This is a genomic window from Blastomonas sp. SL216 (genome assembly GCA_026625625.1).
Lineage (GTDB): Bacteria > Pseudomonadota > Alphaproteobacteria > Sphingomonadales > Sphingomonadaceae > Blastomonas.
The window spans coordinates 1848324-1862141 of the sequence record CP113055.1; the positions used below are offsets into that span (position 1 = coordinate 1848324).

Genomic DNA, 13818 nt, shown 5'->3' on the forward strand with positions numbered 1-13818 from the left:
CAGCCCGGTGTCGCCCTCGCTGGAGGGGACACCGGACAATGTGATCATCACGTGTATACGAATTCCGGCCCATCCAGATTAATGGAGGGAATGTCCTCGGCTTCTGTCCAATAATCCTGCGAGTGCCGCCATTCCGACCGCGCGCCCAGGCGCTTGGGCAGCTTGTCGATGTCGCGCATCAGATAGCCGGGGTTGAAATTGTCGTCTTCAATCCACGGAGTGCGCGGATCGTTTGCAATATCCTGTGGAACGACGATCCGGACTTCCCTCGCGCGCCTAGCATCGACATGCCGCAAAAGCCGGCAGACGAAATCACCCAGCAGATCGACGCGCAAGGTCCATGCCGCGCGGAAATAGCCGAATACCCATGCAAGGTTGGGGACATTGTCAAACATCATGCCGCGGAACGTCGTGGTATTGCCCCATTCGACTGGCTGGCCATCAACCTCGAAGGCAATTCCCCCCATGACCAGAAGATTGAAGCCGGTAGCCGCAACCACGACATCGGCCTCTAGCTGCTCGCCCGATTCCAGCGCTATGCCCGAGCTGGTGAAATGTGCAATCCGGTCCGTAACCGCAGAGACCTTGCCCTCGCGCATCTTCACAAACAGGTCCCCATCGGGAATAAACGCCAAGCGCTGCTGCCATGGACGATAGCGCGGAACAAAATGCGGCGCGAATTCAAACTTTTCACCCGCATAGAGCCTGACCAGCTCCTTCAGTTCCTCTACGACGGCATCGGGCTCAGTCCGTGAGCGACGGTCAAGGGTCTTGAGCTGGTGCAGATAGTCGAGCCGTGCACATTGGTGGACCGTTTCCTCATTCACGCCGATTTCCCGAAGACGATCGGCAAGGTCCGATCGGTTGGGATAACAGAAGAAATAGGTGGGCGAACGCTGCAGCATCGTGACGTGTCCAGCCTTGTCGGCCATGGCTGGGATGACGGTAGCCGCTGTGGCACCGGAACCGATGACGACCACCTTTTTGCCGGCATAATCCACACTGCTATCCCATTTCTGTGCGTGGACCAGGGTGCCCTTGAAATCTTCCATGCCAGACCATTGCGGCAGAAACGGATTTTCATGGTCGTAATAGCCTTGGCACATCCACAGGAAGTTGCACTTGTAGGTCTTCCCGGCGGCACCATCGGGTGTGCGGGTTTCGACCGTCCACAGGCGCTCGCTGCTCGACCAGGCGCAGCGGGTTATGACCGTGCTGTATCGGATGTGCTGATCAAGATCGTTTTCGACAATCACGCTAAACAGATATTTAAGGATTTCCTCGCCCGAGGCGATGGGCGCCCCGACCCAGGGCTTGAACCGATAGCCGAAAGTATAAAGGTCCGAATCGGAGCGAACACCCGGATAGCGATGCGTGTGCCAGGTACCGCCAAAGCTCTCCTTGGCCTCCAGAATGGCAAAGCTCTTTCCAGGGCACTGGGTTTTGAGATGGTAAGCGCTGCCAATCCCGGAAATTCCGGCCCCCACAACAAGCACATCAAAGGCTTCAACATCTCCCGGTGCATGATCCAATGCAGCTTCGAGTACTTGAGACACAATCAATTTCCTCTCGTTCTGGCTGCCACGCTCCAATGGCGAGGGCTGGCGAGCACTTGTTTTGATGTCCGCAATTTCACTTGCGAATGGAACGAGAGGCCACGTCTGGATTTGCCAACTTTCTGACTGTTTCTGCCAATCCTGAAGTTGGAATGGGAGGGTGACAGCATCTCAAATCGCATTATGTTGAATATCACTACGCCGTGCATGCGGTGAAACTGCACGTCATCAAATTGGCCAGCCGGACGTCAGCGGCGTCCGCACCGAATATCGATGTCGATCGCCGCCAGTTAGAACAGTGGATCGCTCAGGACCTCAATCGCATAGTGACAGCAATGAACAGCACCCTCAAAATCGCAAGCATAAGCGCCAATCAGACCGACCGCGTATTTCTAACTAGAGGCCCTTTGCCGAGCCGCTGCACAGTTCATATCAAACCCGCAACATCAGACTTCGGAAGCAAAAATCTGGCAATCGACGCCCGATCAGACGACGGCACGTCAACCATCAACCTGTTCCGACTTCAGGTCGAAATCAGAACGCCCTGAACATGGCCGCGCGCTGCGTATACTCGTCAAGCGCGTGCGCATATCGCCACGCTTCACAACGGCATTGGCTTGCCTCGCAACACTACAGTGACAGTGTTGGCGAGCAGACTTTCTGGGTGCCTACAGATTGCACGAGAACCAGCTTTGAGAACCACCGTCATGAAGAGGCGGAGCTATGTCACTGGCGACATGCTGGCTAGTTCGGGCTTTAGCTCTAGCGCCGCCAAGATCTTACCCCAGTGTACCACCATAGCCTCTGCTTCGTTTTCAAGGCCAGCCATATTACGCAGCGCCAACCCGGACATGAATGCGGCTGTCATCCGACGCGCAAGTTTGCCATATTCAAGATCGCGGCCGTAGTTCGCAAGCAGGGACACCGTATCGGCTTCCAGTATCGCCTCTAGGGCGGTCAGATGCATTTCGGTTTCTTGGCGCAGTTCGTCATCGCTGCGCTGAGCCAAGGCAATCTCCATCGTAGCCAGAAACTCCGGCCGCTTCACATTCTCCCATATCTCAGCAATTAGCATAGGGTAAAGCGCAGCACCGAACCCAGGCTTCAGCGGTGAACCATATTGCGCATGGCGTGTCGCCGCGAGCGCTTCTGCGACTGCAGCCATAAGCTTAGCCTTGGATGAGAAGTGATGCTGCAGGGCACCGACGCTGACACCTGCTTCATCGGAAATCACCTTAATGGTCGCAGCAGAATAGCCCTTGTCGCACAAAACGGCGACGGCTGCGGCAACGATGCGCGCCCGGGTTGAAGAGCTGCGATCGGCCTGTGTCCTGGAGACAAACGACACGCTCTTGCTCTGGTCGAAAGTCTTCACAGACACACTCACCTCTGCCGCATGATGCTGGCTTCTGCTGATACAGCTTTGCTCGGGGCAAGCCAACATAGGAAGTTGCAGGAGCCCATTTACATACCATATATATTTATTGCAACATACGGACATCCAATGATTGGATGATTCGCAAGGAACCTTAACCGGACCGGCAGCCTCAGACCGCAAAACAGCGGCAGAGCACGCCAAAGACACTATGCGGCCCAAAACAGGGAGGGCCAGAAATGGGAAAAAATGCTGAGCACAAACGGAATGTTCACGCGCGCGTCCAGTACGGCACTGGCCGCTGTTCTAGCCTTTGCCACACCAGGCCTAGCGCTCGCTCAGGATGCAGACGCACTGGAGGCTAATTCGGTCGATGAAGAAGGTGGCGATGTCATAGTGGTGACCGCCTTGCGCCGCTCCACCAATGTGCAGGAAACTCCGCTAGCCATCACCGCCGTCTCAGCAGCACAATTGTCACAGATGGGCATCAACGATTCCAACGCCCTGGCCAAGGCTAGCCCCGGCCTGATCGTGCGCGAAGGAGGTTTTTCCGGCACCCGGTTGACCATTCGAAACATCCGTGCGGCAGGTGAGGCTACGGTTGGCCTGTATTTTGATGAAACACCCGTGCAGGGCTCTTCTGGCACTGCCAGCGATGCGGGTGGCACCACACCGGATATACGGCTATTCGATGTCGAGCGTGTCGAAGTGCTGCGCGGTCCGCAGGGCACTTTGTACGGATCGTCCTCCATGGCTGGTGCCGTCCGCCTGATCCTCAACAAGCCGCAGCTCAACGATACTGAGCTGGTGGTAACCGGTCAGGTGTCTGGCGTTGAGGATGGCGGTGTCGGCTTTGAAACCCAGGCAATGATCAACCTGCCGATCATCGCCGACATGCTCGCGGTCCGCATCGTAGGCTTCCAGCGTGAGCGCCCCGGCTATGTCGACAACATTCGGCTGGGCCGCAGCAACATAAACAGCCAGTCCAGCGAAGGCGGGCGCATCATCGTGCGCTTTCGTCCGGCTAGCAATCTGACGATTGACGGCTTTGCCAGCCTGCAGAACAGCGACGGCTTCCTCAACGACTATTTCCTTGCCGCTGGGCCTTATATCAACACGTTTGAATCGCAGCAGCCGGTATCGGACAAAAACACGATCTATTCGGGCACGCTGACTTGGGATGCCGACTTTGCCACACTGACGGTGGTAGGAGCCCATGCCAAGCGCAATTTCAACTACAGCTTTGACACATCGGCATTCTTCCGTGCCTTCGGCGCGAACTTTCCCGTAGGCTCGCCAACGTACAATGCATTTATGAGCCAGGCGCCATCCGTTGCCAATTCGCCCCAGCTTACAAAAACGGATACGCTGGAGGCGCGCATTTCCGGCGGGTCGGAACAGGGGCTGCAATGGACGGCGGGCTATTTCTATTCCGACCGCAAGGGCGACTTTGCCAGCAATATCGCACGCAGCAACCCAGGCGATGGATCGGTCCTGCCCGTTGCCGGTGCCAATCTGCTTGGCCAGCGGCTGATCGAGGATGACCTGAAACAACAGGCAGGATTTGCCGAGGGCACCTTTGCCATCACGCCTGAACTGTCCGTTACAGCTGGCGCGCGCTATTTCCACTATGAACGGCGCGTCAAAGGTGCAGTGTCCGTGCCCAATGCCTTTGTCGGCTTTATCGCTGGTGCCCCAACGGACCAGTCGAGCAGTGAGAACGGCTGGCTCTACAAGGCAAATATCTCATATCAGGCAACACCCGACCTGCTGCTTTACGCAACCGCATCCAGCGGCCAGCGTCCGGGGGGGGTCAATCAGAACGTCAGCCTTCCTGCCGTGTTGCAAACCTATTCATCGGACCAATTGTGGAACTATGAGTTTGGCGTCAAGACGAGCCTGTTTGATGACCTGCTGGTGCTCAACGCCGATGTGTTCCAGATCGACTGGAGCAATATGCAGACCTCAGGAACGCTGCCTAACACCAATTTCGGCTTTATCGCCAATGCCGGCAGAGCGCGGGCACGCGGGATGGAAGTGGAGACCACAATAACCCCGGTGGCGGGTCTGCAGTTCCAAATCTCGTCATCCTATATCGATGCCAAGCTGCGCGAAGATCAGAGCAACCAGTCGCTGCTGGCCCCTGGCCTCAAGGGCGATGACATTCCGTCAGTCCCCAAGTTCACAATCCAGGGTGCGGCGCAATATGGCTGGGAACTCAGCGGCGCGACCACGGCCAGCTTGCGTGCCGATGTCTATCACCAGAGCTCGACCTGGACAGAATTCCGCCACACAAACGTGTTTCAGCGCTTTCTGCCTTCCAACACCCTGGTGTCGCTGCGCGCCAGCGTTGCCGGATCTGATGGCGGCTGGAGCATTGGCGTATTTGTCAACAACCTGCTCAATTCCGATACTGTCGTCAGCAAAGCCAGTGCCAATATTTTTGGCGGCCTGAACAATGTGCGCGCGATCAGCAACGTTCCTCGCACAATTGGTCTTGATGTCACCAAGCGATTCTAATGGCTGGCGAGAGGAAAAAATTCATGAAGACATTGAAACTAGCTGGCTTGTTGCTCGCCGGAGCGGCGCTGTGCAGTCCGGCATTTGCCCGAGACGTTGTTATCCATGCAGGCACACTGATCGATGGCATCGCCGCACAGCCGCGAAAGCAGGTCTCGATTATCATTCAAGATGACCGGATCGTAGATGTCCAACCCGGCTTTGTCCGCCGTGAAGGGGCAGAGATCATTGATCTTTCGGGCAAGACGGTGCTGCCAGGGCTGATCGATACCCACGTCCACATCATGCTCATGCTGGGCAATGCATCGCCCACCGTCTCGCTGGTCCGCAACACCGCCTATGACAATGTTCTGCAAGGCGTGGTGTATTCGCGGACGACGCTGATGGCAGGGTTCACCACGGTGCGCGATGTGGGAGGCTTCACCACTGCGACCGTGGCGCTGAAGAACGCTATCGCGGGGGGGGCCATCATAGGTCCGCGAATGCTGGTGGCGGGCATGCCACTGGGCCCCACCGGCGGGCATTCCGACCACAGCACTGGACTGGACCCGGAGATCACCAATCCACACTGGACAGACTCGCTGGTCAACAGCCCCGATGATGCAAGGCGGATTGTGCGCGAACATCACCGGGCCGGAACTGATCTCATAAAGATTATGCCCAGCGGCGGGGTGCTCAGTGTTGGAGATGATCCTGAAGCGCAGTTGATGACTGACGCGGAAATCACCGCTGCGGTCGAGACCGCGCATACGCTGAAGATGAAGGTAGCCGCCCATGCCCATGGTGCCGGTGCGATCATCCGTGCATCGCAAACTGGCGTTGATTCCATCGAGCATGGTTCGTTCGGCAATGATGAAACAGACCGGGTGATGAAGGCTAATGGCACCTATCTGGTGCCAACCCTGATCGCCGGGGCCACGGTGTCGGCTGCGGTACGAGCCAATCCGGGGGTGCTTGGTCCGTCTTCTGCAGAAAAGGCGTTGGCAGTCGGTCCACAGATCGCCCGCAATCTGAGCCGCGCTTATCGCGCCGGGGTAAAGATAGCCTTTGGCACCGACGCTGGAGTTTTCCCGCACGGTAACAATGCACAGGAGTTCAAGCTGCTGACCGATGCTGGGATGTCGCCAATGGACGCGATCTTCAGCGCGACGCGCAATGCTGCCGACCTGATCGGCCAAAGCGACAATATCGGCAGCATTCAAAAGGGTCTTTTAGCTGACATTATTGCAGTTGATGGGGATCCACTCGCGGACATCATGCTGCTGCAGAACGTCAGCTTTGTCATGAAAGGCGGTAATGTGATCAAAGATATGCACACAGACACCAAGTGACCAGAACACGGCTTCAGGCTGACGTGGCCGCCAGCTGGGATTACAGCGAGGCGGTTGTTTTTCGCATATGCCCGGTTGACGTAATGGGCTGCGTAGCAGAGCCCGTAGGGCGTGGCGACGCAGCCCAATGCTCATTCAATTCGTCGGCGAACGCCGCCGGGGTTGCGTACCCAAGGGATCAGTACGGTCTCACCCGGTTGTAATCCTCGACCCAAGCAACAAGCTCGCTCTCGAGCTCTCGCATTCGCCGGGCCTCGGACACCTCGAGTCCGGCATGCCTGGTCTTCCAGTTGTAGATCGTCGCTTCAGACGCAGCGTGCTGTCGGGGCAAGATCAGCTCTTCCGAAGACCTTGGACGCTTCGTCGCCTGCCCTTGCTTCGGGCCAGACTCTAATCGCTCGTGGAGGAAAATCAGGGGGTCATGTCACTCTGCAGTTCCTGCATCGTCGCGGATCGATGACCGTAACTGAGGACGCTGGTAATCTGCCAGGCGCCGTCCCGTTTCGCCCAGACCATCACGAACTTCGCGACACCCTCGAACCGTCCGGTAGCGAGTTCGCAGAAACGATGCTCGCCCTCCTCGATCGCACCATAGTCCTTGATCGGATAGACGTGGAAGCTCGCCGGAATCAGTTCCCGCTTCACCTTGCCACAGATATACTTGCGAACGCCGTCGACCATCGCGTCACGCTCGAACGTTGCCCCACCGGTATCATGATAGAAAGCGACATGAGGGTCGAAATAGCCTGAAAACGTTGGCAAGTCGCAGCGATTGTAGGCGTCGAATGCTTTCGCATCGAGATCGCCGATCTGGGTCGCCAGAGAATCTCTCGGCGGAGGGGCAGGCACCGCCGCCAATGTGGCTGCGAGGGCGAGAGCGGGTGTCATATTCATGATTCACTCAGTTCATCTGGCCGCGCAGGAAGGCGATTAGCCTTGGATCGCTGCCGGTGCGTTCAAGGATGGGCAGTATCATCCGCCAGCCGTTATCGCTGTTGGTCAAAATGACGATCCCATCGCCCCGCGCACGATCGATAGCGGCGAAGGTAAAAGCTCCAGCATCCTTGCCAGTGTGAAGCATGGTTGTGCCACCAGGGAAGCCGAGCAACTGCCAACCCAGTCCGAAGCCGATCCACGGTGGACAGGAGGCCACCTTCACGCCCGCGCAGGTGTCGGCATACAGGTCGGCCTGTGATCGGTTGCGTTCTGAAGCGACCGACGAGGACAGGCCTTGGTTTTGCTGGACCGAGATGAGGAAGCGCGCGTAGTCCTTTGCTGTGGAATGTGCGAGGTCAGCCGCATTGTACCGCTTCACCGGTGCGACCGGCAGGCGCTGGCCAGCAGCGTCGTAAGGCGAAGCAAACGGGCCCGGCAGGCCTTGGGCCGACACATACCCCGAGACGCGCATGCCAGCGGGCGCGAACAGCCAGCGGCCCGCCAGCGCCTCGAAGGACTGTCCTGTGCGATGCTCGGCGTAGCGCGCGGCATATTGATAGCCCTCGCCCGAATAGCCCGTGGTCGTGCCTGGGTCGTGTTCAAAGGCTAGCCCTTTGGCATCGCGCCAATTTGGCAATCCGGTTCGGTGGCTCAGCGCCAGCCGGACCGTTAGCGTCTTCTTGCGTGGATCCCCGGCCAGGTCGGGATCACTCCAGAATTCATCCATTGGCGCATCGAGCGACAGCTTTCCCGCCGATACCAAGCGCAGAATGACCTCGGCAGTCAGCGGCTTGGTCAGGGAAGCCAGATTGTAGCGGGTGTCGACGGTCGCCTTGCGGTGGGGGCCCGCCGTGCCCCAAGCGCCAGTGGCAACAATGCGGCCGTTTCTGATGAGGGCAACCGACGCGCTCTCGACGCGCTGCTCGCGCAAGGTGTCCGTCATGTCGGGTAGACTAAGTCGCGGCTCGGCCTGCACAACTGAGGTACCGGCCAGTAGCGCGACAACGCTGCCCAAAGCGGCTCGTTTCGCCAATCTGCTAGCTGTATTATTCATACAACACGCATAATGGGGTGCACACGTCATGGCAACCCCATCGCCTCCCCCCGTTCCTGTAAAAGAAGGTAAACGGCAGGCAAAGGCCCGTCGCTTCTGCCAACAACAGCTCGAACCTGGTGAAGCCGAGCAGATGGAACGGCAGCTTACCATGCTCCGCGTTTTCGAACGCGCCTTTCCAGTCATGCCGTCATGATGGACATTCAGCGCCTGCGCAATCGACATCCGTTTTGGACTGGGATTGCCGATCGGCACCAGACCCGTGAATGGCAGAAATGCTGTCCAATTAATTTTGCATGTCGTGGCTTTTGCCCGTTCGCAAATGTTTGTCTTCAAGGTCATCGGACGGCTTAGATAGCGCTTCGTCCATGCCTTGATAATCGTGACCGCGCGGAAGTAGGTGGACACCTCTGAGTCGCAAATGAGATTTGAACCTCTACTTTTCTGAAGAAATCGTCCAAGGTGTGGCTGATCGGGGAGGATGAGCGCCGGGTTTAGGCCCAGCGGAACGCAGTCTCGTCCAGCCAAAGCGAATTGAGGAGTGCGGCGAGCTTTCGTGCGAAGGCGAGCCTGGCGGGTTTGACGCCTCTTGCTTCTGCAATATTCATTCCCCATTGCTGGAGCGCGGATCGCCGCTCCGCTTGGGAGAAGAGGACGTTGGCGGCCTCATGCAGCAACCCGCGCAACATGCGATCGCTGGCCTTGGATATCGGGCGGCTGGTGTCACGTTCATCCATCTGATTGCATCGAGGGCACAAGTCCGGCACGGGCTCCGACATCCTCACCTCTCGCGAAACGACATGGTTCTTCGGTAATGGCTGTGTAGGTGGCCCGCCCGCGCACGCAGATCAGCAATGCCCTGCGCGCCCACATGGCCGAGTTCGGCATCACCGGAGCCATTGGGCATAGAGGACCCGAGCGCCTGATCGCAATCATCGCCGATCAGGACGATACCAGATTGCCGCAAGTGGCACCGACCTGCTGTGCTGTGCACCCTGCTCGAGATGGTATAGGACCAGATCTTCGCCGATGACCGGCGTATCCTCGCTGATACCCGCAAGACAGAGGCCAGCCGCAGGCTGATGAAGATACCCGGCATCGGTCAGCGCAACGGGCCGATCGTGGTGCCTGCGATCAACCGGGGCAACAGGCGCTCCTGTTGTGCCGGATTTCCGTCCTTCAATATGCCAGATAAGATCAGGCTGTTCTGGATCCAGTTGATCGTAAGAAGGGCTCCATCGGCGGCGACAACTTCCATCAGCGCGAACGTATAGCTGACATACTCCGCGCCCGCGCCACCGAGGTGCGCAGGCGCGGTCATGCCCATGAAGCCCAAGTTGCGCGACCTCCTGAAAAAACCCTGACGGACAGCCACCGACCTCCTCATACCGATTATTTCAGGGGCGCGCACGTTTCTGTGCAAAAATCGCGCACCACGTCGCGGATCGATGCTTGGGTCTCGGTCAAGATGGTCATGGGTCAGGCCGCCTGGCTGATGATTTCGGTCTGTTCGGACGCAGTGTTGCTGCTGGTAATGAGCGCGGCGCGCTTGGCGACATACTCGGTCATCGCCAGCTGTTTCACCGGACCGAATCCCCGCACCATTTGCGGCAGGCTGGCAATCAAGACCACCCGCTGCAGTCCCTCACCGTCCAGGTCCTTGCAGAGCGTCTCGACGGTCGCGAGATACTCGTCGCGCAGCGCGCGTTCCGTCCGCCGTTCGTGCGTGCGTCCAAAGGGATCGACCCAGGTCCCGCGGAGCCGCTTCAGCCGGGCGAGGGCTGAAAATGCGGTGAACACCCACGGCCCGAACTTGCGCTTGGCGGGCCGACCGGTGCGCGGATCGATGCGCGACAAGATCGGAGGTGCGAGCCATACCGACACGCGCTGCGTGCCCGAAAACTGCGCCCCCAACGCCTCGCGGAAGGCAGGTTCGGCATAAAGCCGGGCAACTTCATACTCGTCCTTGTAGGCCATCAGCTTGTAGGCGTTGACCGCAACCTCCCTCACCAGCGTTTCGCCATCCGGGCCCAGCGGTGCGGCAGCGGACTTCACATGCGCCAGCAGCGCACGGTAGCGATCGGCATACCCTTGGTCTTGATAGGCAACCAGATCAGCCGCGCGGCGAGCGATCATCGCGTCGATCGTGTCTTCGTTCGGCGCTTCAACCTTGGCGATGCCTGCGATCTGCTCCACCGCAGGACCATCGATCGCAGCAAGCCGACCCCAAGCAAAGGCACGCTTGTTGAGCTTCACCGCCGCGCCATTCGCATCGATTGCAGCATCGAGGGCCTCAGCCGAGATCGGCAGCAACCCCTTCTGCCAGGCATAGCCGACCAGCAGCGTGTTTGCCGCTACACTGTTGCCGAACAGACCTTCTGCGATTCGCGTGGCGCTGAGTAAGAAACCCTTGTCGCCGCCGCGCATCAGCAGCGCGTCAATCATCTGGGCGGTGGGCAGGGAAGCGTCGCGATCGGTGACGATGTCGGACGTCGGGGTCTCGTCGGCGTTGAGCACGATCGCGCCCCGACCCCGCGCGAATTTACCCAATGTGTCGGGACTTGCGGCCACGACCGAGTCGGTACCCAGCAGCAGATCAGTTTCGCCAGCGCCAATGCGCACCGCGTGGATCGGCATATCCTGTGGCGCTATCCGCACCTGGCTGACGACCGCGCCGTTCTTCTGCGCCAGACCGGTAAAATCCAGCACCGTCGCGCTGAGCCCGTCCAGATGTGCTGCGGTGCCGAGCAGTGCTCCGACCGTCAGCACGCCCAGCCCACCAATGCCCGCGACGTAGATGTTGTAATCCGCAGCAATGTCGACCCGCACCGGGTCCGTGAGGCGAGCGAACAGCTCAGCCTCCATGGCCTCAATCGCTGCGCCGTCAGGCTTGCGTAGCACAGGTCCGTCGATTTCGACGAAGCTCGGGCAGAAACCCTTTACGCATGAAAAATCCTTGTTGCAGGCGGACTGGTTGACCCGGCGCTTAGTGCCAAAGGGCGTTTTTTTGGGCTCGACCGCGATGCAGTTCGACTGGACCGAACAGTCGCCGCACCCTTCGCAGACGCGTGGGTTGATAAACAATCGTCGGTCGGGATCGGGAAACTCGCCGCGCTTGCGGCGACGGCGCTTCTCAGCGGCGCAGGTCTGTTCGTACACGATCGCGCTGACGCCCGGAATGTCGCGCATTTCGCGCTGGATCGCGTCCATGTCGTCGCGGTGCCATGCCTTGGCGCCGCCGGGCAGATCGTGCCATTTGGCGGGATCATCGCTGACCAGCCGAACCTCGCCGACGCCTTCCGCCTGTAACTGGGCGACGATCCGGCGCGGTTCAATGACGCCTTCGGCGGGCTGGCCGCCGGTCATCGCAACCGCATCATTGTAAAGGATCTTGAAGGTGATGTTGGCCTTCGATGCAATCGCCGCGCGGATCGCGAGCAGCCCGCTATGCTGATAGGTCCCGTCGCCAATGTTCTGGAAAATGTGCTGCGTCTGCGAGAATGGCGCGGCGCCTACCCATTGCAGGCCTTCGCCGCCCATCTGGCTGAACGTTGGCGTCTTCAACGCGGGCTGTGACAGCGCCATCACATGACATCCGATACCACCACCCGACATCGATCCCTCGGGCGTCTTGGTAGAGCTGTTGTGTGGACAGCCCGAGCAGAAGAATGGCTTACGGATAGGAAACGGAATGACCTCACCGCGCTTCGCCGCCACGACGAGCGATGCCAACCTGGCATCGAGACCAATCGAGCTGGTATCGCCCAGACGCGCAACAATCGCTTTTGCGATCATCAACGGGGTAAATTCCATGATCACCGGCAGCAACGCAGCACCTGCCTCGTCGGTCTTCCCGGTGACGCGCATGCGCCTGCCGGTGTGGTGGAAAAGCGCCGACTTGACCTGATTTTCGACAGTCGGACCCTTTTCTTCGATCACAAAAATCTCGTCGGCCTGACCTGCAAACGCCAGCAGCGGGGCGGCCGCCAAAGGCCAGCTCATTGCCACCTTGTAGATCGACAGGCCGATCGCGCGAGCCTCGTCCTCGCCGATGCCTAGGTTTGCCAGCGCCTGCATCACATCCTGATGCGCCTTGCCGACCGTCACCAGCACCAGCTTTTTGTGCTCGCTCTCGAAAATGGGGCGATCGATGCGGTTGGCGGTGGCCCAGCCGATCGCTGCGGGAATGCGCTCCTCGATCATGCGCCTTTCATATTCGGCGCGCTGGCCGGGCCAGGCGATCGTTGGATCCCAGTTCAGGCCGTGCGCGGGCACCAATCCGACAGGCGCCATGAATTGGGGATAGGCATTTGGAAGCTCGAACGTGGCCGCGCTCTCCACCACCTCGGCGATCGTCTTCATCGCGACCCACAGGCCGGAAAACCGCGACAGGGCAATCCCGGAAAGGCCCAGCGAAAGAATTTCGGAGACATCTGCGGGCTGGAGCACCGGCATCATAACAGACTGGAAAATCCCGTCAGTCTGGTGCGGGAACATTGATGACTGCGCAGCATGGTCGTCACCACCGACCGCCAAAACCCCGCCCAGCGAGGACGTGCCTAGCATGTTTGCATTGCGGAAAACGTCGCCAGTGCGGTCGACGCCATTGCCCTTGCCGTACCAGATCCCGAAAACGCCGTCGCTGGTGGTCGGGCCATAGGCCTTGTGCATCTGCGCACCCCACAAGGCGGTTGCCGCGAGATCCTCGTTGAGACCCGGCTGAAACACAATTTCGTGCGCGGCGAGATGCTCGTGGGCCTTCCACAAGTGCTGGTCATAAGCGCCTAGCGGAGACCCGCGATACCCGGACACCAGCCCGGCGGTGTTGAGCCCATGGCTGCGATCCAGCCGCCGCTGCATCATCGGCAGACGAACCAGCGCCTGGATCCCGGTCATGAAGGTAGGCCCGGTTTCGGCGTTGTAGATTGCGTCCAGGCTTGTGATACGATCGAATGTCACGCCGGTCTCCCAAAAATTGGCATATCATAACCGGATGGCCAAGGTGTTTGGGACCAAAGTGAACGTTTATTTGTAGATATATTGGTA

General features: G+C 59.1%; 9 protein-coding genes and 1 pseudogene. 2 read left to right on the forward strand and 8 right to left on the reverse strand.

Translation table 11 applies throughout. The features are described 5' to 3' along the window. Positions 1-47 precede the first annotated feature (47 nt). Both OU999_08695 and OU999_08700 read right to left on the reverse strand, forming a co-directional pair. Positions 48-1556 (reverse strand): NAD(P)/FAD-dependent oxidoreductase, encoded by a 1509-nt coding sequence (locus OU999_08695; GenBank protein WAC25245.1) that lies wholly within the window; start codon positions 1554-1556, stop codon positions 48-50. A gap of 721 nt (positions 1557-2277) precedes the next feature. After that, a complete protein-coding gene (locus tag OU999_08700; protein WAC25246.1) occupies positions 2278-2931 on the reverse strand; it encodes a TetR/AcrR family transcriptional regulator in 654 nt (217 codons plus the stop codon). A gap of 249 nt (positions 2932-3180) precedes the next feature. Between OU999_08700 and OU999_08705 the strand changes: the two genes are divergently transcribed. Together OU999_08705 and OU999_08710 are read left to right on the forward strand one after the other, a co-directional pair. Then, positions 3181-5451: a TonB-dependent receptor gene (locus OU999_08705; protein ID WAC25247.1), complete on the forward strand. Its 2271-nt coding sequence runs from the start codon at positions 3181-3183 to the stop codon at positions 5449-5451. Positions 5452-5474: 23 nt separating this feature from the next. Next, entirely contained in the window at positions 5475-6782 is a 1308-nt protein-coding gene (locus OU999_08710; GenBank protein ID WAC25248.1) for an amidohydrolase family protein, read from the forward strand. A gap of 40 nt (positions 6783-6822) precedes the next feature. On the opposite strand, the pseudogene OU999_08715 reads toward OU999_08710, so the two are convergent. The 6 genes and pseudogenes from OU999_08715 to OU999_08740 all read right to left on the reverse strand — a co-directional run bounded on the left by OU999_08715 (position 6823) and on the right by OU999_08740 (position 13731). Beyond that, positions 6823-7008: pseudogene (locus OU999_08715) on the reverse strand (IS3 family transposase). Between the two features lie 185 nt (positions 7009-7193). Then, positions 7194-7676, reverse strand: a complete 483-nt coding sequence (locus tag OU999_08720; protein ID WAC25249.1) for a nuclear transport factor 2 family protein — start codon at positions 7674-7676, stop codon at positions 7194-7196. A gap of 7 nt (positions 7677-7683) precedes the next feature. After that, positions 7684-8661 (reverse strand): serine hydrolase, encoded by a 978-nt coding sequence (locus OU999_08725; GenBank protein WAC25250.1) that lies wholly within the window; start codon positions 8659-8661, stop codon positions 7684-7686. Positions 8662-9266: 605 nt separating this feature from the next. Continuing rightward, positions 9267-9509 (reverse strand): hypothetical protein, encoded by a 243-nt coding sequence (locus tag OU999_08730; GenBank protein ID WAC25251.1) that lies wholly within the window; start codon positions 9507-9509, stop codon positions 9267-9269. 365 nt (positions 9510-9874) lie between these two features. Beyond that, entirely contained in the window at positions 9875-10159 is a 285-nt protein-coding gene (locus OU999_08735) for an acyl-CoA dehydrogenase family protein (protein WAC25389.1), read from the reverse strand. A 92-nt stretch (positions 10160-10251) separates the two neighbouring features. After that, a complete protein-coding gene (locus OU999_08740) occupies positions 10252-13731 on the reverse strand; it encodes an indolepyruvate ferredoxin oxidoreductase family protein (GenBank protein WAC25252.1) in 3480 nt (1159 codons plus the stop codon). Between the last annotated feature and the right edge of the window lie 87 nt (positions 13732-13818).

What these genes read in the sequence shown, in the direction of transcription:
- OU999_08705 (WAC25247.1), top strand. Translation starts at nt 3,181, where the DNA reads ATGCTGAGCACAAACGGAATGTTCACGCGCGCGTCCAGTACGGCACTG.
- OU999_08710 (WAC25248.1), top strand. Translation starts at nt 5,475, where the DNA reads ATGAAGACATTGAAACTAGCTGGCTTGTTGCTCGCCGGAGCGGCGCTG.
- OU999_08720 (WAC25249.1), bottom strand. Translation starts at nt 7,676, where the DNA reads ATGAATATGACACCCGCTCTCGCCCTCGCAGCCACATTGGCGGCGGTG.
- OU999_08725 (WAC25250.1), bottom strand. Translation starts at nt 8,661, where the DNA reads ATGACGGACACCTTGCGCGAGCAGCGCGTCGAGAGCGCGTCGGTTGCC.
- OU999_08730 (WAC25251.1), bottom strand. Translation starts at nt 9,509, where the DNA reads ATGGATGAACGTGACACCAGCCGCCCGATATCCAAGGCCAGCGATCGC.
- OU999_08735 (WAC25389.1), bottom strand. Translation starts at nt 10,159, where the DNA reads ATGAGGAGGTCGGTGGCTGTCCGTCAGGGTTTTTTCAGGAGGTCGCGC.